Annotated in this window: 20 protein-coding genes; 9 read left to right on the top strand and 11 right to left on the bottom strand. The window is 54.9% G+C overall.

Features of this window, described 5'->3' with window-relative positions:
• Window positions 1-24 precede the first annotated feature (24 nt).
• Both CTZ24_RS13770 and CTZ24_RS13765 read right to left on the bottom strand, forming a co-directional pair.
• Window positions 25-720: a creatininase family protein gene (locus CTZ24_RS13770; protein ID WP_208723805.1), complete on the bottom strand. Its 696-nt coding sequence runs from the start codon at window positions 718-720 to the stop codon at window positions 25-27.
• Window positions 707-1,702, bottom strand: a complete 996-nt coding sequence (locus CTZ24_RS13765; RefSeq protein WP_021184363.1) for a GntR family transcriptional regulator — start codon at window positions 1,700-1,702, stop codon at window positions 707-709. The genes CTZ24_RS13770 and CTZ24_RS13765 overlap by 14 nt, the downstream gene beginning before the upstream one ends.
• 297 nt (window positions 1,703-1,999) lie before the next feature.
• Between CTZ24_RS13765 and CTZ24_RS13760 the strand changes: the two genes are divergently transcribed.
• The 5 genes from CTZ24_RS13760 to CTZ24_RS13740 all read left to right on the top strand — a co-directional run bounded on the left by CTZ24_RS13760 (window position 2,000) and on the right by CTZ24_RS13740 (window position 7,499).
• Complete coding sequence (locus CTZ24_RS13760; protein ID WP_208723804.1) at window positions 2,000-3,592, top strand: ABC transporter substrate-binding protein; 1,593 nt, start codon at window positions 2,000-2,002, stop codon at window positions 3,590-3,592.
• Between the two features lie 90 nt (window positions 3,593-3,682).
• Window positions 3,683-4,621 carry an ABC transporter permease gene (locus CTZ24_RS13755; RefSeq protein ID WP_208723803.1) on the top strand — a complete coding sequence of 313 codons (939 nt, stop codon included), beginning with the start codon at window positions 3,683-3,685 and terminating at the stop codon, window positions 4,619-4,621.
• The gene (locus CTZ24_RS13750) at window positions 4,618-5,469 is read left to right on the top strand and encodes an ABC transporter permease (RefSeq protein WP_021184366.1); all 852 of its coding nucleotides are present in this window, start codon (window positions 4,618-4,620) and stop codon (window positions 5,467-5,469) included. The genes CTZ24_RS13755 and CTZ24_RS13750 overlap by 4 nt, the downstream gene beginning before the upstream one ends.
• 16 nt (window positions 5,470-5,485) lie before the next feature.
• On the top strand, window positions 5,486-6,490 hold the full coding sequence (locus tag CTZ24_RS13745) for an ABC transporter ATP-binding protein (protein WP_208723802.1): 1,005 nt from the start codon (window positions 5,486-5,488) through the stop codon (window positions 6,488-6,490).
• The gene (locus CTZ24_RS13740) at window positions 6,483-7,499 is read left to right on the top strand and encodes an ABC transporter ATP-binding protein (protein WP_208723801.1); all 1,017 of its coding nucleotides are present in this window, start codon (window positions 6,483-6,485) and stop codon (window positions 7,497-7,499) included. The genes CTZ24_RS13745 and CTZ24_RS13740 overlap by 8 nt, the downstream gene beginning before the upstream one ends.
• 185 nt (window positions 7,500-7,684) lie before the next feature.
• On the opposite strand, the gene glyA is transcribed toward CTZ24_RS13740, so the two are convergent.
• Window positions 7,685-8,938 (bottom strand): serine hydroxymethyltransferase, encoded by a 1,254-nt coding sequence (gene glyA, locus CTZ24_RS13735; RefSeq protein ID WP_013510106.1) that lies wholly within the window; start codon window positions 8,936-8,938, stop codon window positions 7,685-7,687.
• Between the two features lie 338 nt (window positions 8,939-9,276).
• Here glyA and hmpA point away from each other — a divergent pair, with 338 nt between their 5' ends.
• A complete protein-coding gene (hmpA, locus tag CTZ24_RS13730) occupies window positions 9,277-10,461 on the top strand; it encodes an NO-inducible flavohemoprotein (protein WP_208723800.1) in 1,185 nt (394 codons plus the stop codon).
• 61 nt (window positions 10,462-10,522) lie between these two features.
• On the opposite strand, the gene glnB is transcribed toward hmpA, so the two are convergent.
• From glnB to CTZ24_RS13710, 4 genes are all read right to left on the bottom strand, one after another.
• Window positions 10,523-10,861: a nitrogen regulatory protein P-II gene (glnB, locus tag CTZ24_RS13725; RefSeq protein WP_007886217.1), complete on the bottom strand. Its 339-nt coding sequence runs from the start codon at window positions 10,859-10,861 to the stop codon at window positions 10,523-10,525.
• 78 nt (window positions 10,862-10,939) lie between these two features.
• Window positions 10,940-12,271 carry a two-component system response regulator GlrR gene (glrR, locus tag CTZ24_RS13720; protein ID WP_021184370.1) on the bottom strand — a complete coding sequence of 444 codons (1,332 nt, stop codon included), beginning with the start codon at window positions 12,269-12,271 and terminating at the stop codon, window positions 10,940-10,942.
• Window positions 12,271-12,939 (bottom strand): two-component system QseEF-associated lipoprotein QseG, encoded by a 669-nt coding sequence (gene qseG / locus CTZ24_RS13715; protein ID WP_208723799.1) that lies wholly within the window; start codon window positions 12,937-12,939, stop codon window positions 12,271-12,273. Before qseG ends, glrR begins: the two co-directional genes overlap by 1 nt.
• Window positions 12,940-12,942: 3 nt before the next feature.
• Window positions 12,943-14,370, bottom strand: a complete 1,428-nt coding sequence (locus CTZ24_RS13710; RefSeq protein WP_208723798.1) for a sensor histidine kinase — start codon at window positions 14,368-14,370, stop codon at window positions 12,943-12,945.
• Window positions 14,371-14,503: 133 nt separating this feature from the next.
• Here CTZ24_RS13710 and CTZ24_RS13705 point away from each other — a divergent pair, with 133 nt between their 5' ends.
• Window positions 14,504-14,722, top strand: a complete 219-nt coding sequence (locus CTZ24_RS13705; protein WP_152521885.1) for a hypothetical protein — start codon at window positions 14,504-14,506, stop codon at window positions 14,720-14,722.
• Between the two features lie 227 nt (window positions 14,723-14,949).
• On the opposite strand, the gene purL is transcribed toward CTZ24_RS13705, so the two are convergent.
• Window positions 14,950-18,840, bottom strand: coding sequence for a phosphoribosylformylglycinamidine synthase (purL, locus tag CTZ24_RS13700; RefSeq protein WP_208723797.1), 3,891 nt, complete (start codon window positions 18,838-18,840; stop codon window positions 14,950-14,952).
• Between the two features lie 269 nt (window positions 18,841-19,109).
• Here purL and mltF point away from each other — a divergent pair, with 269 nt between their 5' ends.
• Complete coding sequence (gene mltF, locus CTZ24_RS13695; RefSeq protein ID WP_208723796.1) at window positions 19,110-20,570, top strand: membrane-bound lytic murein transglycosylase MltF; 1,461 nt, start codon at window positions 19,110-19,112, stop codon at window positions 20,568-20,570.
• Here mltF and tadA read toward each other — a convergent pair.
• Both tadA and yfhb read right to left on the bottom strand, forming a co-directional pair.
• Window positions 20,567-21,064: a tRNA adenosine(34) deaminase TadA gene (gene tadA / locus CTZ24_RS13690; RefSeq protein ID WP_021184375.1), complete on the bottom strand. Its 498-nt coding sequence runs from the start codon at window positions 21,062-21,064 to the stop codon at window positions 20,567-20,569. The genes mltF and tadA overlap by 4 nt on opposite strands.
• Window positions 21,065-21,116: 52 nt before the next feature.
• Entirely contained in the window at window positions 21,117-21,755 is a 639-nt protein-coding gene (gene yfhb / locus CTZ24_RS13685; protein ID WP_208723795.1) for a phosphatidylglycerophosphatase C, read from the bottom strand.
• Between the two features lie 201 nt (window positions 21,756-21,956).
• On the opposite strand from yfhb, the gene CTZ24_RS13680 reads away from it, so the two are divergent.
• Complete coding sequence (locus CTZ24_RS13680; protein WP_021184377.1) at window positions 21,957-22,796, top strand: MurR/RpiR family transcriptional regulator; 840 nt, start codon at window positions 21,957-21,959, stop codon at window positions 22,794-22,796.
• A gap of 106 nt (window positions 22,797-22,902) precedes the next feature.
• Here CTZ24_RS13680 and CTZ24_RS13675 read toward each other — a convergent pair whose 3' ends face one another.
• Window positions 22,903-23,763: a glycosyltransferase family A protein gene (locus CTZ24_RS13675; RefSeq protein WP_208723794.1), complete on the bottom strand. Its 861-nt coding sequence runs from the start codon at window positions 23,761-23,763 to the stop codon at window positions 22,903-22,905.
• Between the last annotated feature and the right edge of the window lie 241 nt (window positions 23,764-24,004).

Raw genomic sequence — 24,004 nt, 5'->3', positions numbered from 1 at the left:
TCCGGGCAAGTCGCGCATCACCGGCTAGAGCGCGTCAATAATCTCGCGAATTTCCGCCAGTGCGGTTTGCCAGATAGCGAGCATCTCCTCATCGGCGCGCTGATAATAGCCGCCGTAGTTGCCGTCACCGAGATACGCTTTGGCACGCGTTGGGTCCAGTTTCCGCAGCGCCACCAAATCCACCATCGGTTTTTGCTGCTGCGGCTGGGTCACGCCCGGCAAACGCGTCCAGGGGAAGTTTTCCATCCAGGAGGCGTGTGACGCGACCGGATCGATAGACATCACTTTTTCCCAGGTTTTCGACGCATTCCACCAGTTATGCAACTGAACCGTCACCCCCGGATTGGTCACCATCCATTCACTGATGATGTTCTGCGCCGGTGCGTTACCACCGTGCCCGTTGATAAACAAAATGCGGCGAAACCCCTGCCGTTTCAGGTTATTAAGTATGTCATTCAACATGCACACATAGGTTTGCATGCTCAGACTGATGGTGCCGGGATAGTCGCTAAACGCCGGCGTCATACCGAACGGCATCACCGGGAAGACAGGGATGCCGTAAGGCTCTGCGGCCTCTGCGGCGACTCTCTCAGCCAAAATTGAATCCACTGACAGGCTGAGTAGCGCGTGCTGCTCAGTACTGCCGAGCGGCACAATCACCCGGTCGTCGGTGGTGAGATAGTGGGCTAACTGCTGCCAGTTCATTTCACTGATTTTCATTACGGTCCCCGGTGTTGGACGCGTGTAAAATATCCTGTTGCAGCAACGGCACAACCACCCGTTGAATCTCTCCTGCATCAGGAACATGGCGGTACTCAAAAGAACGTTGGTGCTCTCCCAACCGGGCGGTGAGTTCCTGAACGCCGGTGGCATACACCAGGGCATCGGTCTCTTTTAATAATTCACCCAGACGAGGATCATCGCTTTGCACCACGGTGACCTGGGTTACATGAGGCGCAAAGCGCGCCACGCCAGACGTCATCAACGCGGTAAATTCCGGGAAAATCGACACCACCAGCGTGCGCGTCAGTGGATCGAGCGAAGCCAACGCACGGCGAGTAGCTTCGGACGGAATAAAACTGATATTCAGCAACGGCAGCCCCGGAATCAGTTGGCTGACCTCACGCCGACGATGGGCAAAGGTCAGCAACAGATCGGCACTGGCAACACGTTGACGGAGTAACAGGTCGTTTTTTATATCGGTGAGCGTGGTCGCTTCTACCTGCGCGATTTCACCCAGCGTTTCGCCGATGCAGTGTGCATAATCCCGCGCCGCATCGATAAAGTTGCCAATAAAAAATACCGTCTTCTTCCTGAGCTGGCGTTGTCGTTCCGCAAACCGACTGCTGACCAACGCCCCCAGTTCTGCCGCGTTTAAACCGAGCAACATTCCGCTGTTGATAAATGCATCAAGATGCTGATGCAACTCGTCAAGGGCGAGTTCTGACGATCCCACCGCAAGCGCCGCATCGGCGATAAAGGTACCGGCGCCTGGCTTGCTGTACACCAACTCGGCCGCTTTGAGTTCGCGATATACCTGCGCCACGGTCATCGGCGCAACGCCTACCTGTTCGGCCATGTCGCGCACCGAGGGTAGCTGTTCGCCAGGTTTCAACGCGCCAAACGTAATGGCGTATTCAATTATCCCGCGCAACTGCGCTCCCAACGGGATTGAAGAGTCACGATCGAGGTGGAATTCCATAACCTGCCTGGTCAGTGTACTAGACTGTTAATACAATTATGCTGTTTTTTACATCAATTCAAGTCATCAGGCAAAAAAATCATGACGAAATAACTTACTGTTATAACCAATTCTTATTTTTTGCATTTTTTTTGCGCTGATTATTGACAGTTTGTGAGCAATACATCAATTATCGTACCAGTTAACTAGAACACAATCATTACCGCCATTTTTGCCGGCTCCGCTCTCCGCAGTTTTCGGGGGGCATTTGAGGGCCTGACAAACATTTTTCTGACTTACAAACAGAGGGGCAAGGTCATGAAAGTTATGCCTAAATTAACGTTAATCGCCTTACTGGCAGCGGGTGCATTCAGTACCCTGGCGGCTCAGGCGGCGGAGGTAGTACAGCGCGGCGGTACCCTGATCTATGGTCGCTACGCTGACAGTAATTTCCTCGAACCTATCCTGAACGAAAGCAATAACGATATCTGGATTCTCTCTAACCTCTACGACACCCTGCTGCTGCCGACTAACGATGGCAAAGGCATTCGACCGGGCCTGGCTACCGCGTGGAAGCTGTCGGAGGACGGTAAAAGCCTGACCCTGACTCTGCGTCCTGACACCAAATTTTCTGATGGTTCACCGATCACCGCTGAAGACGTGAAATGGTCACTGGAGCGAGCAGCCAAACCGGGTAATGGCGTGTGGCAATTTCTGGTGAGCGCCATCGCTAACGTCACCATCAGCGATCCGCACACTGTGGTGATCCATCTGTCGCATACCGATCCCGCCATTCTCACCGCGCTGACAGTGTTCAACACCGCGATCATGCCGGAGAAATTGTTCGAAGCGGAACCCGGCGCGACTGACCACGACAAAGCCGCGGCATTTGCCGAGCATCCGGTGGGTTCCGGTCCGTTTATCCTCAAGTCATGGCAACATAACTCCACCATGACGCTGGTACGCAACCCGTACTATTGGGAGAAAGGCGCTGACGGCAAAGCGCTGCCCTACCTCGACAGCATCAAGTTCGAAATCATCCCCGACGATGCGACACGCATCCTGAAGCTGCAATCCGGTGAACTGGACGGTGCCGAGTTTATCCCTTACTCACGCGTTAAAGAGTTGCAGGGAAATCCGGCAATAAATATGGCGTTGTTCCCCTCCACCCGCGTGGAAGTCGCCAGCGTGAACGCGCGCCCGGAGATAGATGGCAAGCCGAACCCACTGGCGAATCCCAAAGTACGTGAAGCGCTGAACTACGCCACCGACAAAGAAGGCATCATCCAACTGGTGACCTTTGGACTCGGCAAACCGATGACCTCGTTTATGTCGACCTCCACGCCACTCAACTCGGGCACCAAGCCGTTGTGGCCCGTGGATGTTGAGAAAGCGCAGGCGCTGATGAAAGAAGCCGGTTACCCGGATGGCTTTAGCACCAGCATGAATATTCTGGCGGGTAATGAAGACAGCCTGAGCATCGCGACCGGCCTGCAACAGATGTGGGCGCAGATTGGCGTCAAGCTGACCATTAACCAGATGGATAACGCCACGCTGAACGCCAACTATCGTAAGGGGAATTTCAGCACCCGTATTGGCCCGTGGACCGATGACATCGCTGACCCCAACGAGATCACCTCCTACTACGCGTATTCGAAGAATATTCAGGCACTGCATTCCGGCTGGAAGAGTGATGAATTAGACACGCTGTTTGAAGCTTCGCAGCAGGAAACTAATCCAGCGAAACGTGCCGAAGAATACAAACGCATCCAGGATATCTACAACAGCACCGGCCCCACCATCCCGCTGTATGAAAGCTCCTATCCGGTGGCGCTGAAGAAAAATGTCGAAGGATTTGTCCAGATCCCGTTGGGGAATAACATCTTCACTGAAACCTGGCTGAAGAAATAATTCGCCTTTATTACATCGAGTGAAATCCAGGCATCTGGCGCTGTACCCGCGTGGGCTACAGCGCCTGTACGCTGGATTTGGGAGCACGCGTTGACCGAACTGAATTATATTTTCAAACGCATTCTGCTGATTATTCCGACGCTGCTGGTGATTTTGGTGGTCACCTTCACCATCGTGCGTCTGCTGCCTGGCGATCCTGCCAGCGCGATGATTGGCGACCGCGCAACGGACGCCGACGTCACGCGTATCAATAGAGAGCTGGGATTAAGTCAACCGCTGCCGGTACAGTTCGTCTTCTTTGTACGCCAGGTCGCCAGCGGTAACCTTGGCAACTCCTATGCCATGCACGCCCCGGTGACCACGGTCATTGCCGAGCGTTTGCCCGTGACCTTGCTGTTGACCGGCATGGCCGCGCTGTTTGCGCTGCTTATGGCCATTCCGCTGGCCTTTATCTCTGCCCTCAAACGCAACAGCGCCACCGATATCACCATTCGCGGCGCGTCACAGGTGACGTTGTCGATGCCCTCGTTTTATATCGGATTGGTGCTGCTGACGGTATTCGCCGCCCAGTTGCACTGGTTCCCGGTCGGTGGCTACGGCGATAGCTGGGGACAACGCCTCTGGCATCTGTTTCTTCCGGCAATGACGCTGGCGGTCAGCATCACTTCGGTACTGATTGGTAGCCTGCGCAACTCGATCATCGCGGTACTGGACGCGGAATATGTCACCTTTGCGCGTGCCAAAGGTCTTAGCAATCGCGTGGTGTTGCTGCGGCATGTGTTACGCAATTCGCTGATCCCGATGCTCAGCCTGTTTGCGCTGAATATCGGCACCACCATTGGCAGCGCGGTGATCACCGAAACTGTCTTCGCCGTGCCCGGCATTGCGCGCCTGATGGTTGATAGCATTTTCAGCCGCGACTACCCGATGATTCAGGGGCTGGTCATCGTGCTGTCGGTGCTGGTGTCGTTGATTTTCCTGCTGACCGATATCGTGCAGGTCATGATTGATCCGAGGAGAGCGCGATGAGTGAATTGATTGCCCGACGCTCCCTCACGCGTCATTGGCGAAAGCATCTGCCGTGGCCGTCGCTGCTGGGTTGCGCCATTCTCGCTCTCAGCCTGCTGATGGCGTTCTTTCCGCATCTGGTTGCCACCGCCGATCCGCTGAAATTTGATTACCGCGCGATCCTGAAGGGGCCGAGCCTGCAACATATTTTTGGTACCGATAACTTTGGCCGCGATATCTTTTCACGCGTGGTCTTCGCGTACCGTATCGACCTGCAAATCGCGTTTTTCACCACGCTGTTTCCGATGGTGTTTGGCACCCTGGTCGGACTGTTGGTGGGTTATTTCGGCGGCGTTGCCGAAATGCTGTTTCAGCGCATCGTGGATGCGGTGGTCACCTTCCCGCTGCTGGTTTTGGTGATCGCCATTGTCGCGATTCTGGGTCCGGGCCTGAACAGCATGTATATCGCCGTTGGCATTATTTATTGGGTGTTTTACGCCAAACTTATCGCCGGTGAAGTCAGTATCCAGAAACGCCTTGAATACGTCGCCGCAGGCAAAGTGATGGGCTACAGCACGCCAAGGATTATCTTCCGCCATGTGCTACCAAACGTGATCACCACCACGCTGGTGTACTGGATGACGGATATGGCACTGGCTATTCTGCTCGGTTCCAGCCTCGGTTATCTTGGCCTCGGTGCGCAGCCACCGACAGCCGAATGGGGGGTATTGATCGCCTCCGGCAAGAATTTCATGGACACCGCCTGGTGGATAACCATCTTCCCCGGTATCGCCATCGTGCTGACCGGGCTGGGATTTAGCCTGTTTGGTGACCTGCTATCGGACTGGCTGCGCCCCGGCAGCCGTTAAAAAATGAGAGCGAATTATGCCCGGTAAAACATCCCCTTTGCTGGAGGTGAATCAACTCAATACCCTGATTCATACTTCTCGCGGTAGTCTGCGGGCCATTCAGGAGGTGAGCTTTAACCTTCTGCCGGGGGAAATTCTCGGGTTAGTGGGTGAATCCGGTTCCGGCAAAAGCGTTACGCTGCGCTCGCTGCTGCGTCTGATGCCAACCAGCGCGGAGGTTTCCGGCTCCGTCAAATGGCAGGGACGTGAAATCTCAACCATGAAAGCTGCCGAGCTGCGCAACATTCGTGGGGGGGAGATTGCCATGATTTTCCAGGAACCGATGATTGCCTTGAACCCGGTGCTCACCGTCTGGCGGCAGATTGAGGAAAGCCTGCGCGCGCACACCGATTTAAAGCGCAGGCAGCGGCGTCAGCGGGCCATTGCGCTTTTGACGCAGGTTGGGATCCCTGCCCCGGAACTCCGGCTTGACGATTATCCGCACCAGTTTTCCGGTGGGATGCGCCAGCGCGTAATGATCGCCATCGCGCTGGCAGGGAATCCACGTCTGCTGCTGGCCGATGAACCGACCACCGCACTGGATGTCACCATTCAGGAGCAAATCCTCAACCTATTGTTTAATCTGCGCGATCAGCTCGATATGGGGATTATTTTTGTCACCCACGACCTTGGCGTAGTCGCCCAGCTATGCGATCGCGTGGCGGTGATGTACGCGGGACGGATCGTCGAAACCGCTCCGGTAGAGGAGATCTTCCGTCAGCCCCGCCATCCATATACTCAGGGGTTGATCGCCTCCGTGCCGCAAAATGGTGGTGAACGCCAACCGCTGCTGTCGATTGAGGGCACGCCCCCTTCCCTGCTCGATCTGCCAGCGGGATGCAGCTTCAGCCCACGTTGTCGTTATAAAACTGACGTTTGTCTCAGGCAACTGCCTGCGTCTGAGGTGATAAATCCACATCATCAGGTTGCCTGTCATCATCACGCGAACCTGAGGTTGCCGGAAGGGGTTGGAAATGAGTGAAGTGATCGCGCAGCGAGCGCTACCGATTGTCAGCGTCGAGGAAGCGATTGTGCACTTTCCGGTGGCACAGTCGATCTTCGAAAAAATTCAGGGCAAGCCACGTAAGTTTGTCCAGGCACTAAACGGTGTCCGGCTGGATCTGCTGCCGGGAGAAACGCTCGGCGTGGTGGGTGAGTCGGGCTGCGGCAAGTCAACGCTGGCAAGAACAATGGTCGGACTGCTGCAAACCAATGAAGGTAAAATCTACTTCAATGGTAAAGACATCGCCACGCTGCGCGGCAAAGCGCGGCGTAGTTTTAACCGTCAGGTGCAGATGATTTTTCAGGATCCCTACAGTTCGCTGAACCCGCGCATGACTGTAGGGCAGGTACTGACCGAGGCGCTGTCGGTACACAACATGTGTCCCAAAGAGCAGATTCCCGCCCGCATTCGTGAATTGATGACGCTGGTTCGTCTTCCGCTCGACGCTATCGACAAACTGCCACATGAATTTTCCGGTGGGCAACGTCAACGCATTGGTATCAGCCGCGCGCTGGCTGTGGAGCCGCAGGTGTTGATCGCCGATGAGCTGGTGTCGGCGCTGGATGTTTCGGTGCAGGCGCAGGTGGTTAACCTGCTGCTGGATTTGCAGCAAAAACTCAATCTGACGGTGTTATTCGTCGCCCATGATCTGCGGCTGGTCAGGCATATTTCTCACCGGGTGGCGGTGATGTATCTCGGTGAGGTGGTGGAAGTCGCCGATACGGAAACGCTTTTCAATACGCCGTTGCATCCTTACACCCAGGCCCTGCTGCGTGCCGCACCGAGCATGGATCCCTGCAATCGCGGTAAAAACGTTAGTCTGATGGGTGAACTACCCAGCCCACTTTCCCCACCATCGGGCTGTCGCTTTCATACCCGCTGTCCTTATGTTACTGAACGCTGTCGCATAGAACGCCCCGTGCTGGCGACCAAAGCGGAGGGGCAGCGCGTGGCCTGCCATCTGGCACCGGTTGAATCCGGGGCATAAGAAAGTTCACAGTCGATGGAAGCCAGCGTAGTTGTATTCATTTGTAGCGGCGAGATTTATCGCGCTGTCTTCTGTGATGTTAACCTGCGCGATAAATCGCGCCGCGACCACTGATGTTATTCACAAGGCATAAAAAAAAGGATGGCTTAACGCCATCCTTTCTATCGCTTCGAACTCAGGCCTTATCAGGCATAAACCGGCAGACGTGCGCAGATATCCAGCACTTTCTGTTTGGTACGTTCGATGGTGGCTTCGTCGTTGATGTTGTCCAGCACGTCAGCAATCCAGCCAGCCAGTTCACGCACTTCCGCTTCTTTAAAGCCACGACGGGTTACCGCTGGGGTACCGATACGGATACCAGAGGTCACAAACGGGCTTTTCGGATCGTTCGGCACGCTGTTTTTGTTGACGGTGATGTTGGCACGGCCAAGCGCGGCATCCGCTTCTTTACCGGTCAGGTTTTTGCTCACCAGGTCAATCAGGAACAGGTGGTTGTAGGTGCCACCAGAAACGATGTTGTAACCGCGCTCCAGCAGCACTTCCACCATCGCTTTGGCGTTTTTGGCTACTTGCTGCTGGTAAGTTTTGAACTCAGGCTCCATCGCTTCTTTGAACGCAACCGCTTTACCGGCGATAACGTGCATCAGCGGGCCACCCTGACCACCCGGGAACACCGCGGAGTTCAGTTTTTTGTACAGCTCTTCGTCACCGTTTTTCGCCAGGATCAGGCCGCCACGCGGACCCGCCAGGGTTTTATGGGTAGTTGAGGTTACGATGTGTGCATGCGGAACCGGGTTCGGATAGACGTCAGCAGCGATCAGGCCAGCAACGTGAGCCATGTCCACGAACAGCCAGGCGTCCACGCTGTCGGCGATTTCACGCATTTTTGCCCAGTCAACCACGCCAGAGTATGCCGAGAAACCGCCAACGATCATTTTCGGCTTATGGGTTTTCGCCAGTTCAGCCAGTTCGTTGTAGTCGATTTTACCGGTTTCATCGATGCCGTATGGCACCACGTTATACAGTTTACCGGACAGGTTAACCGGAGAACCGTGAGTCAGGTGACCACCGTGCGCCAGGTTCATACCCAGAATGGTATCGCCCGGTTGCAGCAACGCGGTGTACACCGCAAAGTTAGCTTGAGAACCGGAGTGCGGCTGTACGTTAGCGTAATCTGCGCCAAACAGCGCTTTGGCGCGATCGATAGCCAGCTGTTCAACGATATCTACGTATTCACATCCGCCGTAGTAGCGTTTGCCCGGATACCCTTCCGCGTATTTATTGGTGAGCTGTGAACCTTGCGCCTGCATAACGCGTGGGCTGGTGTAGTTTTCAGAAGCAATCAGTTCAATGTGCTCTTCCTGACGCACTTTCTCTTGCTCCATCGCCTGCCACAACTCGGCATCATAATCGGCAATGTTCATATCACGCTTTAACATCCGCATCTCCTGACTCAGCTAACTTTTTTAACGGCAGTTTAAGCCCCGCTAAGGGGCGAAGGCCAACAGTGTAAACCGTTTTGGCAGGTGACGGTAGCCGCAATCCTTTCTTTTTACGCAAACGATTGGCAAGGCGCTGGAACGGGTTTTTTACGCATTTTTGCAACCCTGTGAATCACGATATTTCCTCAGCATGAAGCGGAAAAAATTTCAGGTTTGCGAGGCGGATTCCAGAGCAGGCGAAAGATCCCGCAACGATCAGGGGGATTTACAACCCCTGCGCCTGGATTATAAGATGCATTTAAAATACATCTTTTAAATTGCCATGAGGATTCACCATGCTCGACGCGCAAACCATCGCTACCGTTAAATCGACCCTGCCCGCCATTGCCCAATTAGGCCCCCAGCTCACCGGCCATTTCTATCAGCGAATGCTGACGCAGCACCCGGAACTCAAAGACGTGTTCAACATGAACAACCAGCGCAGCGGTAATCAGCGTGAAGCGCTGTTCAATGCCATCTGCGCTTACGGCGCCAATCTGGAGAACCTTGCGGTGTTGTTGCCCGCGGTCGAAAAAATCGCCCAGAAACATGTCAGCCTGAATATTCAGCCGGAGCAGTACGCTATCGTGGGTGAGAATCTGCTGGCGACCATTCAGGAACTGCTGAACCCCGGCGAGGAAGTCTTACAGGCCTGGGGTAAAGCCTATGGGGTATTGGCTGAGGTGTTTATCCAGCGTGAAGAAACCCTTTATCGCACGTCAGAGGCGAAAATCGGCGGCTGGCGTGGCGCGCGTGATTTCCGCATCCGCGCCATTCAGCAGCAAAGCAGCGTGATTAAAAGTTTCGAACTGGCCCCCGTCGATGGCGAGGCAGTGGCAGATTTCTTGCCTGGTCAGTATCTGGCGATCAGTCTGCGCCCGGACAGCACAGGAAATCTGCAACACCGCCAGTACTCCTTGACGCATCAACCAAATGGTCAGTGCTACCGCATTGCGGTGAAACGTGAAGATCTGGGCACGGTGTCCGGCTGGCTGCACGATCGGGCAAAAGTCGGTGATGTGGTGCAGTGCGCGGCACCGGCGGGTGATTTCTTCCTGCAAGTGACACCGACCACACCCGTCACGCTGATCTCGGCGGGTGTCGGTCAAACGCCAATGTTGGCAATGCTCGCCACGTTGGCTGCACAGACGCATCCGGCGGCAGTTAACTGGCTGCATGCGGCGGAAGATGGCAAACAACATGCGTTTGTTGAAGAAGTCAAAGCGTTGGGCAGCCGCCTGCCGCATTTTGCCAGCCATATCTGGTATCGCCAGCCCGCTGCCGAAGAGACGGGGCGTTACGATGCGGCGGGATTGATGGATTTAGGCTCCGCTTCTGCCGCTCTGGGCGAGGCAGACCGTCAGTTCTGGCTGTGTGGCCCGCTGGCGTTTATGCAGTTTGTCGCTCGCCAGTTGCTGGATGCCGGCATCGATGCGGATCGTATTCATTACGAGGTATTTGGCCCGCATAAGGTTTTGTAAATCCTGCAATAAAAAAGCCCGCAACGCGGAACGTTGCGGGCTTTTCAGCAATTCGAGGGGCTTAGATCGCCTCTTCATCCTCTTCGCCGGTACGGATACGCACCACACGCGCAACATCAAAGACAAAGATTTTACCGTCGCCGATCTTGCCGGTCTGCGCGGTTTTCATGATGGTTTCAACGCAGGTATCAACGATATCGTCGCCCACCACCATTTCGATTTTTACTTTCGGCAGAAAGTCGACCATATACTCAGCACCGCGATACAGCTCGGTGTGACCTTTCTGACGACCAAAACCTTTCACTTCGCTGACCGTCATCCCGGTGATGCCAACTTCGGCTAACGCCTCACGTACATCATCGAGTTTGAATGGTTTGATAATTGCATCGATCTTTTTCATGACAGATCCTTTTTTCACTCCCTCCGTGGCCGGACGGGTAACAGATAGTATAAGTGTTTCTGCCGCAGCCGCAGCAAGCTACTCTTTAAAATCGCTGGCGTCCAGTTCATGGCGCGACAGCAGCTTATAGAATTCAGTGCGGTTGCGTCCAGCCAGACGCGCCGCATTGGTCACATTTCCTTTGGTCATTTGTAGCAGCTTGCGCAGATAATTCAGCTCAAACTGGTTACGCGCTTCGACAAAGGTCGGCAGTGCCGTATTTTCACCCGCCAGCGCCTGCTCCACCAGCGCATCGCCAATCACCGGCGAGGTACTCAACGCCACGCATTGCTCGATCACGTTCACCAACTGACGCACATTGCCAGGCCAGCTGGCACCCACCAGGCGTTTCATGGCATCCACCGAGAAACTGCGCACAAAAGGTTTATGGCGATCGGCAGCCTGGCGCAGCAGATGATTCGCCAGCAGCGGAATATCCTCGGCACGTTCGTGCAACGCCGGGATCTTCAGATTCACCACGTTGAGGCGATAGTAAAGATCTTCGCGGAAACTCTTCTTTTCCATCGCTTTGGGCAGATCACGATGGGTGGCGGAAATGATCCGCACATTGATACTGACATCATTGTTGCTACCGAGCGGGCGCACTTTACGTTCCTGCAACACGCGCAGCAGCTTAACCTGCAATGCCTGCGGCATATCACCAATTTCATCAAGGAACAGCGTACCGCCTTCCGCCGCCTGAAATAAGCCTTCACGCGCGCTCACCGCCCCGGTAAATGCGCCTTTGGCGTGGCCAAATAGCTCCGATTCCAGCAATTGTTCCGGCAATGCCCCGCAGTTGATGGCGATAAAGGGTTTGCTGGCACGCGGGCTGGCGGCATGAATCGCCTGCGCCAGCACCTCTTTACCCGTACCGCTCTGGCCGTTGATCAAAATGCTGACGTCAGATTGCGCCACCATATGTGCCTGCTCCAACAGTCGCAACATCAACGGGTTACGTGTCACGATCGCTTCCCGCCAACTGTCATCGCTGGCCGGGGCGCGTTGTGCCAGCGCCTCATCAATGGCTTTATACAGCGCGTCACGATCCACCGGTTTGGTGAGGAAACTGAATACCCCCTGCTGGGTGGCTGAGACGGCTTCCGGGATCGATCCATGCGCGGTCAGGATGATGACGGGCAACCCCGCATGACGCTTCTGAATTTCGCCAAACAGCGCCAGACCATCCATCTCATCCATCCGCAGATCGCTAATAACCAGATCGACCTTCTCTTTTTGCAGATGGCGTAACGCCTCCGGGCCGGAGGCCGCAGTCGCTACCTGATAGCCTTCACTGCTCAAACGCATTCCCAACAGCTTGAGTAAACCAGGATCGTCATCCACCAGCAATAATCGTGCGGCCTGTTTCATTAGGGCTGCTCCTCATTGGTACTGCTGCTGTGTGCACTGTCGCTGCTGTCGGGTGTCTTACGCGAGGACAACTGGCGCTCGATATCAGTCAGACGCTCCAGCTTGTGTTGCGTGTCATCCAGCGATTTACGCAGCGTGCGTTGCTGCTGACGCAGGCTATCCAGTTCAGCGTCGCTGCTCTGTTGCAGACGCGTATAGCGGCCTCGCGCCTCGCTCAGTTCAAGCTGCGCGGCCTGATTGCTGCGCCACAATTGAATCAGTGGACGAACGGCAGCAGGAAACGCGGTGCTATAGCTATCCAGCGTCTCCACATAATCACGGCGCTCCTGAGGCGTCACGTTGCCATTCGCCAGCAATACGCCCTGCTTAAAGGCGCGTGACCAACTTTGCACCGGCCAGCGGCGCGCCTCCGCTCGGGCTTCCGCCGGGGAGAGTCGCTCAGCACAATCAATCGCCCGTTGCCAATACAAAGGGTTATTCATCGCGGCAAGATAATCGATTTGCCAGATGTTGCCACAATCGGTTGCCAGATAGTCCGGCAGCCGCACCTGCGGCTCCGGCAGCGTTGCATCTTCACGCAGGGCGCTGTTGTTGGTCGGTGCATGGCAGCCCGCCAGGCCAAAGACCATCAAGCCAGCTGCGAGTAAGTTACTGAGGGATAATTTCATTGATCAGGCATTCCCGGCGGTGGTAGTCAAAATAATACGAAAACAGACATCCGCATCCTTGCGCGTCACCAATTGCAAATCACCCTGCATCCTGCGCAGGCAATCTTTAGCAATGCTTAAGCCCAGCCCGCTGCCTTTAACCGGCCCTTTGCGCTGCTGGCTGCCCTGATAAAAAGGCTCGAAAATCATCGCCTGCTCCTCAGCCGGAATGGGTGTGCCGGTGTTTGCCACCTCAATCCACACCTCATCGCCCTTCTGTTGGCTGTGCAGCCAGATGTTACCGGATTCGCTACCGTAGTTCACGGCGTTCGAATACAGGTTATCGATCACCCGTTGCAACAGGGTGGTTTCCGCCAGGCAATGGTTCACCTGCAAATCAACGTGGGTATTCATCTGCCGGGCATGGGCGGGCAATGAATGTGCCTTCACCACGGTATCGATGATGCTATCCAGCGCCACCGTTTCCAGCGCCATTGGGCCATCCGCCAGTTTGCGGTTGTAGTCCAGCAATTGCTCAATCAGGCGTTGCAGATGACGACTGCTGGTATCGAGGATCGCCACCACTTCCTGCTGCTCACTGTTCAATGGACCGGCCACCTGATCGGCCAGCAGCTCCGTACCCTCACGCAGGCTGGCAAGCGGTGTTTTCAGCTCATGTGACAGGTGGCGTAGAAACTCATGCCGCTGCGTCTCCAGCCAGCTAAGGCGTTCGCTTAACCATACGATCCGTTGGCCGAGGGAGCGGATTTCTCGCGGGCCACCAAAGCTGACACTGTCGCCCAGCGCTTTCCCTTCGCCCAGCCGGTTGATCATACGTTCGACGCGCTTGACCGGACCAATAATCATCCCGGTAAACAGCAGCACCAATGCCAGACTGATCAGAAACAATATCAGTGCCTGCCAGCCAAAAAACTGACCGCGATCGGCAATTTCTCGCTGCAATTGCAGACCACGGGAAAAGACCACTTCGCGTGTGGCCTGGACCATCTGCGCATTAGTATCGGAGAAACGTTCCAACGCCGCCGCAGCGGGGGCTGCCGGATTGCCATTAGTGCATTGCAGCGTTTCCAGCTGTGGCAGTGTCGCGGATAAGACCCTGAACGCGGGTAACTCCGGCAGGCTGGCCGCGTGGCTACTCAGCATCTGGTCGTAGCGCACCCGCTGCGACTGGTACAAATGGGCCAGGGTCTCGTCACCCAGCACACAATATTGCCGATAGCTGCGTTCGAGTTCGATGGCCGTACGTGCCATCGCTTCGCTTCGGCGCACATCGGTAAAGGTGTTGCGATTGGTATCCGCCGCCTGATTACTCAGCGCCGAAAGGCTTTCCCATGCCTGCCAGGCCAGCACCAACAAGGGCAGCAGCACCAGCAGGAACGCCATCAACACCAGTTGACGCAACGATCGGGGAAACAGACGCCATCTCTTCACAACAGATTTCCTTAAAATTTGACTGAGGAATGCTAGCGGAGTCTGACAGCGGAAGAAAGTACAGATAAGAAAACGGCAGGCGCGATGCCTGCCGTTAAGCGCGACGCCGAATGCCTCGCGCAGGAATAAGGTGGTGCCTAACTCAACGTTACGTCCGATGCTTGATAACGTTGCAAAGCAAGCGATTATCGGTTGGGTGGACGGCAGGCACCGTTTGGTGCGTCATTCAGTTTTTATGAGCTCAACCGCAATGCGGGGCAATCATAAGCAGGAGAATGAGCAACGCAAAGATTATAGCAAGTATCGTGCCAAAAATAAAATAGTGTTTATTATCAGACAAATGCCCGAGTGAATGTTCGACTGGCGGGAAATTTTTACCGTCCGGTCCGGTAAAGTGTCGCTAATTAGCAACGGGTTTCAGGGGCAAAAATTACCACTAATAATATCAATGAGTTAAATGTCACCTTTTGACGACATGATAACCGTAGCGGTGTCGCCATTTTCCGACATTCAATAAAAAAGGGCGCCCTGATGGACGCCCCTGATGCGCGATAAATTGCGCTGCTACAAGCGGTGCGGTTAACCCAACTGCTTACGTGCGTTGCGGAAAATACGCATCCACGGGCTGTCCTCGCCCCACTCTGCCGGGTGCCAGGAATTGCTCACGGTACGGAATACGCGCTCCGGATGCGGCATCATAATGGTGACGCGACCGCTTTCGTTGGTCACGGCGGTGATACCGTTCGGCGAGCCATTCGGGTTGGCCGGATAGGTTTCCGTCACCTTACCGAAGTTGTCGACGAAGCGCAGCGCCACCAGACCTTTGCTTTCCAGCGCGGCCAGATGGGCACCATCACGCACTTCAACAAAACCTTCACCGTGCGACACGGCGATCGGCATACGCGAACCGGCCATACCATCCAGCAGCAGCGACGGGCTGGCAGCAACTTCCACCAGGCTGAAGCGCGCTTCAAAACGTTCTGACTGGTTACGTACAAAGCGTGGCCACAGTTCGCTGCCCGGCACCAGCTCGCGCAGGTTGGACATCATCTGGCAACCGTTACACACGCCCAGCGCCAGCGTCTGTGGACGATGGAAGAAGTTTTCAAACTCATCGCGCACGCGGCTGTTGAACAGAATCGATTTCGCCCAGCCTTCACCGGCACCCAGTACGTCACCGTAGGAGAAGCCGCCACAAGCCACCAGCGCGTGAAACTCTTCCAGACCGCGACGGCCCGCCAGCAGATCGCTCATATGGACGTCAACGGCGGTGAAACCAGCACGATGGAACGCGGCTGCCATTTCAACGTGCGAGTTCACACCCTGCTCACGCAGCACGGCGACGCGTGGGCGTGCACCGGTGGCGATCATCGGTGCTGCCACATCTTCTTCTGGTTTGAAGGTCAGATGGACGTTCAGGCCCGGATCGTTGTCGTTTTTCTTCGCGTCGTGTTCCTGATCGGCACAGGCGGGGTTATCACGCAGGCGTTGCATCTGCCAGGTAGTTTCTGCCCACCAGGTACGCAGCGTGGTACGGCTTTCGCTGTACACCGCGTGCTCACCAGAACGGATAACAAAGCGATCGCCCGGCAGCGCCTGACCAATCACATGTACGTTGGCCGCCAGACCGTGGTCAGCGAAGGTCTTCAGCACTGCATCGCGATCGGCTGCATTGATCTGAACCACCGCACCCAACTCTTCGGTAAACAGCGCGGCCAGCGCATCGCTGCCCAGTGCGGCGATATCCGCCTCAACACCGCAGTGGCCGGTAAACGCCATCTCAGCCAGCGTCACCAGCAGACCGCCGTCGGAACGGTCATGGTAGGCCAGCAGTTTCTGCTGTGCCACCAGCGCCTGAATGGCGTTGAAGAAGCCAGCCAGTTGCTGTGCATCGCGCACGTCGGCCGGTTTGTCGCCCAGTTGACGATAAACCTGTGACAGCGCAGTCGCGCCCAGGGTGTTGGCACCGTTGCCGAGGTCCACCAGTAACAGCAGGTTGTCTTTGTCTGCCTGTAGCTGCGGGGTGACAGTACGACGCACGTCTTCAACGCGGGCAAACGCGGTGATCACCAGCGACAGCGGTGAAGTCATTTCGCGTTGTTCATTGCCTTGCTGCCAGCGAGTTTTCATCGACATGGAGTCTTTACCCACCGGGATGGTGATACCCAGCGCCGGGCAAAGTTCTTCACCCACCGCTTTCACCGCTTCATACAGACCGGCATCTTCACCCGGATGACCAGCAGCCGACATCCAGTTCGCAGAGAGCTTAACGCGCTTCAGCGAACCGATTGCCGTGGCCGCCAGGTTAGTCAGCGCTTCACCCACCGCCAGACGGCCCGAAGCTGCGAAGTCGAGCAACGCCACTGGCGCGCGTTCGCCCAGGGCGAAAGCTTCACCGTAGTAACTGTCGAGGCTGGCCGTCGTCACTGCACAGTTAGCAACCGGGATCTGCCACGGACCAACCATCTGGTCACGCGCCACCATACCGGTCACGGTACGGTCGCCAATGGTGACAAGGAAGGTTTTCTCGGCCACGGTCGGCAGGTGCAGCACGCGGTTTACCGCATCGGCAATCGTGATGCCGTCACGCTGCAACGCTTCGCCTTGTGCCTGCTGACGGACTACGTCACGCGTCATCTTCGGCGTTTTACCCAGCAGCACGTCGAGCGGCATGTCGATCGGTTTGTTATCGAAATGGCTGTCGGCGAGGCTCAGATGCTGTTCTTCAGTGGCTTCACCAATCACCGCGTAAGGTGCGCGCTCGCGTTTGCACAGTTCATCAAACAGCGGCAATTTGTCCGGCGCAACCGCCAGCACATAACGTTCCTGCGATTCGTTACACCACACTTCCAGCGGGCTCATGCCTGGCTCATCGCTCAGCACATCACACAGATTGAAGCGTCCACCACGGCCACCGTCGCTCACCAGCTCTGGCATGGCGTTAGACAGACCGCCCGCGCCAACGTCGTGGATAAACAGAATCGGGTTAGCTTCACCCAACTGCCAGCAGCGGTCGATCACTTCCTGGCAGCGACGTTCCATTTCCGGGTTGTCACGCTGAACGGAAGCGAAGTCGAGGTCGGCATCAGACTGGCCAGAAGCCATCGACGATGCCGCACCACCACCCAGACCGATGTTCATCGCCGGGCCACCCAATACAATCAGCTTGGCACCAACAACGATCTCGCCTTTCTGGACATGGTCGGCACGGATATTACCAATACCGCCCGCCAGCATGATGGGCTTGTGGTAGCCACGCAGCTCTTCACCGTTGTGGCTGTTAACGCGTTCTTCATACGTACGGAAGTAGCCGTTCAGAGCCGGACGACCGAATTCGTTGTTAAATGCTGCGCCACCCAACGGGCCTTCGGTCATGATATCCAGCGCGGTGACGATACGGTCTGGTTTACCGAAATCTTCTTCCCACGGCTGTTCAAAGCCCGGAATACGCAGGTTGGAAACGGAGAAGCCCACCAGGCCCGCTTTTGGCTTCGCGCCACGACCGGTTGCACCTTCGTCACGGATTTCGCCACCGGAACCGGTCGCGGCACCCGGCCACGGCGAAATCGCCGTCGGGTGGTTATGGGTTTCTACTTTCATCAGGATATGGGCTTCTTCCTGATGGAAGTTGTATTCACCTTTTTCAGCATCGGCGTAGTAGCGGCCGACTTCAGAACCTTCCATCACCGCTGCGTTGTCTTTATAAGCAGACAGCACATGATCCGGGGTTTGTTCGAAGGTGTTTTTGATCATTTTAAACAGCGACTTCGGCTGTTTTTCACCGTCGATAATCCAGTCGGCGTTGAAAATTTTGTGACGGCAATGCTCTGAGTTCGCCTGCGCGAACATATAGAGTTCAATGTCGTTCGGGTTGCGGCCCAGTTTAGTGAAGGCATCCAGCAGATAGTCGATTTCGTCATCGGCCAGTGCCAGCCCCAGCGTCGTGTTGGCCTGCTCCAGCGCCTGACGACCACCACCCAGCACATCCACGCTTTTCAGCGGTTGCGGTTCATGGTGCACAAACAGCTGCTGCGCATCGTTGAGATCGCCATACACCGTCTCCATCATGCGGTCATGCAGCAGGCTGGCGAGGGTTTGCCACTGTGCTTCGGTCAGTTCAGGTGCCTGTACGTAGAACGCCATACCGCGCTCCAGACGGAGCACCTGCGGCAGATCGCAGTTGTGCGCGATATCGGTCGCTTTGGAAGACCAGGGTGAAATGGTGCCTGGACGCGGCGTCACCAGCAACAGACGCCCTTGTGGCGCATGCTCGGCGAGAGACGGACCGTATTTCAGCAGACGTTGCAGGCGGGCTTTTTCATCCGCACTCAGCGGCGCGCTGACATCGGCAAAATGGACGTACTCGGCGTAAATATCACTCACCGGCAGATGAGCGTCCTGAAAGCGGGTCAGCAGTTTGTTTACACGAAATGCCGACAGGGCGGGCGAACCACGCAGAATTTCCATCATTAAAGATCTCTCGTCTTCGAAGCGCCGGGCGACGCTTCATTGGGCGCAACAGGGAAAACGGGGCGTATTATAGAGAAACGGCACCGGTTACGAAACCGTTTGCGCAGAATTTATGAGTCTTAGTATTTGCCTGAAAATTGCGCAAATCTTGCTATATAAGTTGCTCCGACTCACTTTGTTGCGCAAAATGCCCTTCGCTCTGGGAGTTCAAAGAAGATCAATACTGCCTATTAAAGACAGAGGCCTTAGAGCCAGCGAGAGACAACTATTTGAAACGCCTGAAATTAAACTATCTGTTCATCGGTCTGATCACCGTGCTGCTTGCGCTGGCACTGTGGCCTTCGATCCCCTGGTACGGGGGTGGTAAAGACGCGATATCGCAGATCAAATCACGGGGAGTGCTGCGCATCAGTACCGTTAACTCCCCGCTGACATACTACACCGTCAATAATGCACCAGCCGGTATGGACTACGAGCTGGCGAAACGCTTCGCCGATTATCTGGGCGTCAAACTTGAGGTAACGGTACGTCCGAACCTCGGTGACCTGTTTGACGATCTCGATGATGGTAAAGCGGATTTGCTGGCGGCGGGCCTGATCTACAACAACGATCGCATCGCCCGTTATCAGACCGGACCGAGTTACTATTCGGTATCGCAACAGCTGGTGTACCGCATTGATAAGCCGAGACCTAAAAATTTCGGTGACCTGAAAGGCCGGCTGGTTGTGCAGTCCGGATCGGCGTACCTGTCAACTTTGCGTTCCGCTAAAGCTGACCATTATCCCGATCTCGATTGGTCAATTGCTGCCGATCAGGGGCAAAAAGCGCTGCTGGAAGCCGTGGCGGATGGCAAGCTGGATTACACCGTGGGGGATTCTGTCACGATCGGCCTGCTGCAACGCATCCATCCCCAGCTGGCGGTCGCCTTTGATATCACCGACGAAGAACCGGTCACCTGGTATCTGCCACGCGATGAGCAGGATGACAGCCTGAACGCGGCGATGCTCGACTTCTATAGCCAGATGGGTGAAGAAGGCACGATGGCGCGACTGGAAGAGAAGTACCTCGGTCACGTCGGCACCTTTGATTATGTCGATACCCGCACCTTCCTGCGTGCCATCGACAACACGTTGCCGGATATTAAGCCGTTATTTGAAAAGTATGCTTCCAGCATCGACTGGCGCTTACTGGCAGCTATCTCTTATCAGGAGTCGCACTGGAATCCGCAGGCAACCTCGCCTACCGGCGTACGCGGTATGATGATGCTGACGCGCAATACCGCCGATAGCCTCGACGTTGCCGATCGGCTTGACCCCGAGCAAAGCATTCGTGGCGGCAGCGAATATCTGCAACGAATGATTGAAAAGGTCCCCACGACCATCCCGGACGATGAACGTATCTGGTTTGCGCTGGCTGCCTATAACATGGGTTACGCTCATATGCTGGATGCACGTAAGCTGACCGCCAAACAAGGCGGCAACCCGGACAGTTGGGCTGACGTGAAGTTGCGTTTACCGATGCTGAGCCAGAAACGTTACTACGCCCAGACCACCTACGGCTATGCGCGCGGCCATGAGGCGTACAATTACGTCGAGAATATCCGTAAGTATCAGATAAGCCTTGAGGGTTACTTACAGGAACAGGAGAAGCGGCTGGCACAACAATCCGCTATGGAAGCAGAACTGGGGGCCGGTTACCCGGCAGTCGAACCCAAAATTGCGATGAATTAACCGGCGTCGCGCTGCGCCTGGCGCAGTGCTTTCTTTTGCTCGCGGCGCATGCGGAAAAAGTCACTCAGCATCGCTGCGCACTCCTCCGCCAACACACCAGAATCGATCTGAATCTGGTGGTTCATCCCGGGATGACCAATCACATCCAGCAGTGAACCCGCAGCACCGGTTTTTTCATCTTTTGCGCCATAGACCAGCCGGGTAATCCGGCTGTGTACCATCGCCCCGGCACACATTACGCAGGGTTCAAGCGTGACGTATAAGGTAGTATCCAGCAGGCGATAGTTTTCCAGCACTTTGCCGCCCTGACGTAGCGCCATGATTTCCGCATGTGCCGTAGGATCATGCTGACCAATAGGTCGGTTCCAGCCTTCACCAATCACCGTATCGCCCTGCACCAGAACCGCGCCAACCGGCACTTCACCCTGCTCCCACGCCAGCCGTGCGAGACGCAACGCGTGACGCATCCAGTATTCATCTGTCTGTGGGTTCACCGGGCAGCTCCTGCGGGTTGTAAAGGCGGCGCATTATAACGGAAACGATGGGTTATTCCAGTTGTTGCAGGTTACCCTGCGGGGTGACACGCCAGCGGTGCTGACAAAAGAACAACAGCGGGTTGTCCTGTTTGCTGTCGCTGTAGCCACTGTATAACTGGAGAGGTGTACCGATTTTCTCCTCCAGCTGCGCCACTTTTTCATGCCCCAGACAACGCATCGCCAGCACCCGTCCACCACGGCCTGGTTTCATCTGACTGGCAATCAGCTGCACACGCGGCAGAAATGACGAATCGAAATAGACCTGCTCCACCAGCGATTGGGGGGAGCCGGTGATTAACCAGACATCCGCATCATCGCTACTGAGATAATCAGTCAGGCGTTGCTGTACCACCGGAAATGCGGTGACGCGCTGACGAAACCAATCGGCAAACTCGGCTTCGCGCTGCAACAGACGCTTTTCACTGTGGCCAAAGGTGATCGCCCATAATAACAAGCTCATCGGCCAACGTGCGGCACGGCCTTTCCACAGCAATCCTGCGCCGATCACCGGCAACAATGGCAGCACCAGCAAAAGATTCAGCGGCTGATGTCTCAGCAGATAACGCATAAACGTACCGAACATATCCTGCTGATGTAGCGTGCCGTCGAGATCAAAAAACACCACGCGTCGTTGCGTACCCTTTGTCAACCTACTCTCCTGGTATTCTGCCGCATGTGCCTTACAGTGTAGCCAGCATCCGCGGTCGGGGGTGAAAAGTGTCATTTTTAATTCCAATGACTACAATGCCAGCTGAATAGTTTATTCTCTTGGTCGGTAGTCTGTCATGCGACATTCCTGGTCGCCGGGATCAGACTAAAAACGCCTTACGTTCTGAATTAAGGATCGGACATGAGTTCATTGCTGCGGATTCGTCAGCTTTATCCGCGCCTGGCGCTTAACGAGCGTCGTTTGGCGGATTTTTTATTGTCGCAGCCAGATCGCGCACGGCATCTGAGTTCGCAAAAACTGGCGGAAGAATCCGGCGTCAGCCAGTCCAGCGTGGTCAAGTTTGCCCAGAAACTGGGCTATAAAGGTTTTCCGGCATTAAAGCTGGCCCTGAGTGAGTCGCTGGCCGATCGTGATGCCATCACCGTGCACAACCATATTCTCAGCGATGACCCACTGAAAGTGGTGGGTGAAAAACTGTTGGCGGAGAAAATCTCGGCGATACGCGCCACGCTGGATATTAACAGTGAAGAGATGCTGCTTCAGACATTGCAGTTGCTGAAAAATGCCAATCGCATTCTGCTGGTGGGAATTGGTGCATCCGGTTTGGTCGCCAAAGATTTTTCGTGGAAGTTGATGAAAATTGGCATCAACGCGGTGGCCGAGCAGGATATGCATGCGTTGCTTGCCAGTGTGCAGGCGATGACTGCCGGGGATGTGTTGCTCGCCATCTCGTACACCGGTGAACGGCGCGAAATCAACCTGGCAGCGCAGGAAGCGGCCCAGACCGGCGCGGATGTGCTGGCATTTACCGGCTTTACCCCCAATACCTTGCAGCAGTGCGCTACCCATTGTCTGTATACCGTTGCGGAGGAACAAAGTACGCGTAGTGCGGCAATTTCCTCAACCAGCGCCCAACTCGCCCTGACCGACCTGTTGTTTATGGCGTTGGTGCAGAACGACCCGGAACGCGCCTCCAGCCATATTCGTCATAGCGAAGAATTGGTGAAAAAACTGGTGTAAACCGTGCCGGATATGTAGCGGCGCAATTTATCGCGCTTTTGATTCTGACGTTGTGGTCAGAAAGCGCGATAAATCGCGCCGCTACGAGTAAGGTGCTCGATTATTTCTATCGCGCTGCGTACGCGCATAACCAACGCCACCACCATAAGGGACGCCAATATTTTCTTATTTTTGGTGCCGTGATTGACTGTCGGCAATGGCTTTTCACTTTAACCCAGTTAAAATTAAGAAACAGCCGACTGTGACCAAATTCCTTGCCGAAAGTGTCACACTCCTGCTTCTTGCGTAAATCGATGGGCGTATTAACCGATAAATCGCGTTCTAAACTGTGGTAGGTTTTTGCTCTATCCAGAGAGCGTTCATAACACCAAATATCCTTTGGCATATAACGTTGTTGCGAACCCTGATATTTCTGGTATTTCACAAATCGATAATCTTCTGCGCCATAGTGACCACAATATTCTTCATCATAACCATAAAAGCGTAAGAAGCGGGCGCGGCTCATAAAAAAAAGATTGGCATGGCCTTTATAGTAAGTCCCATCTGCACGCTTGCGACACAGTTTGTAGAAACGTCGTCCCGGGTTTGCCATGTTCGCCAGAGAAGTCAGAGTGGCTGCCGGAAAAGCGTGGTCGAGATCCGATAATAAGATTTTATCAGATTTGGCATAGGCCACCCCCAGATTACGCGCCCCACCCTGATTCCATTTAATATCAGTCGTAATACGCAACCAGGTGAAATTAATATTCAGCTCAGGAATATCGTAGGCAATTGGTGAGCCGTCATCTACAATAATAAACTCAACCCGATCCAATAACCCATCTGGATAGGTCTCATACTCTTTCAACAGCGATAAGACGGAATCGATAGATTCCTGATTGCAATAAAAGTGAGTTATATAACTTAAATCAATATGGGACTTATCACCAGCGTGACGCTGCCTGATTAATTCAGTCGAGGCATCCATTTTCAATCCATCTAACTCATCCTTGATGCCACAGATGCTAACTCAAAACACCCATTATGCTTTCATTAGTAAACATGAAAAAACATTGAGATTATTCGCCTGATAAAAACTTACCGTAAAATTCATCACATTATCACTGAAATTAAATAGATGTCAGCGTTTTGCGCTAGCGCAAAACTGATGAAGAAAAAACGGACTTCAGATTGGGGCAAAGATTAAATTATGGTAAGGTGCGCGGCTT

The organism is Pantoea phytobeneficialis (assembly GCF_009728735.1).
GTDB lineage: Bacteria > Pseudomonadota > Gammaproteobacteria > Enterobacterales > Enterobacteriaceae > Pantoea > Pantoea phytobeneficialis.
The sequence above is the reverse complement of the archived record's forward strand: the minus strand, read 5'-3'. Positions and strand labels throughout refer to the sequence as shown.

Coding starts and splice junctions, on each gene's coding strand:
- CTZ24_RS13770 (WP_208723805.1), bottom strand. CDS start 720: ATGAAAATCAGTGAAATGAACTGGCAGCAGTTAGCCCACTATCTCACC.
- CTZ24_RS13765 (WP_021184363.1), bottom strand. CDS start 1,702: ATGGAATTCCACCTCGATCGTGACTCTTCAATCCCGTTGGGAGCGCAG.
- CTZ24_RS13760 (WP_208723804.1), top strand. CDS start 2,000: ATGAAAGTTATGCCTAAATTAACGTTAATCGCCTTACTGGCAGCGGGT.
- CTZ24_RS13750 (WP_021184366.1), top strand. CDS start 4,618: ATGAGTGAATTGATTGCCCGACGCTCCCTCACGCGTCATTGGCGAAAG.
- CTZ24_RS13745 (WP_208723802.1), top strand. CDS start 5,486: ATGCCCGGTAAAACATCCCCTTTGCTGGAGGTGAATCAACTCAATACC.
- CTZ24_RS13740 (WP_208723801.1), top strand. CDS start 6,483: ATGAGTGAAGTGATCGCGCAGCGAGCGCTACCGATTGTCAGCGTCGAG.
- glyA (WP_013510106.1), bottom strand. CDS start 8,938: ATGTTAAAGCGTGATATGAACATTGCCGATTATGATGCCGAGTTGTGG.
- hmpA (WP_208723800.1), top strand. CDS start 9,277: ATGCTCGACGCGCAAACCATCGCTACCGTTAAATCGACCCTGCCCGCC.
- glnB (WP_007886217.1), bottom strand. CDS start 10,861: ATGAAAAAGATCGATGCAATTATCAAACCATTCAAACTCGATGATGTA.
- glrR (WP_021184370.1), bottom strand. CDS start 12,271: ATGAAACAGGCCGCACGATTATTGCTGGTGGATGACGATCCTGGTTTA.
- qseG (WP_208723799.1), bottom strand. CDS start 12,939: ATGAAATTATCCCTCAGTAACTTACTCGCAGCTGGCTTGATGGTCTTT.
- purL (WP_208723797.1), bottom strand. CDS start 18,840: ATGATGGAAATTCTGCGTGGTTCGCCCGCCCTGTCGGCATTTCGTGTA.
- CTZ24_RS13680 (WP_021184377.1), top strand. CDS start 21,957: ATGAGTTCATTGCTGCGGATTCGTCAGCTTTATCCGCGCCTGGCGCTT.
- CTZ24_RS13675 (WP_208723794.1), bottom strand. CDS start 23,763: ATGGATGCCTCGACTGAATTAATCAGGCAGCGTCACGCTGGTGATAAG.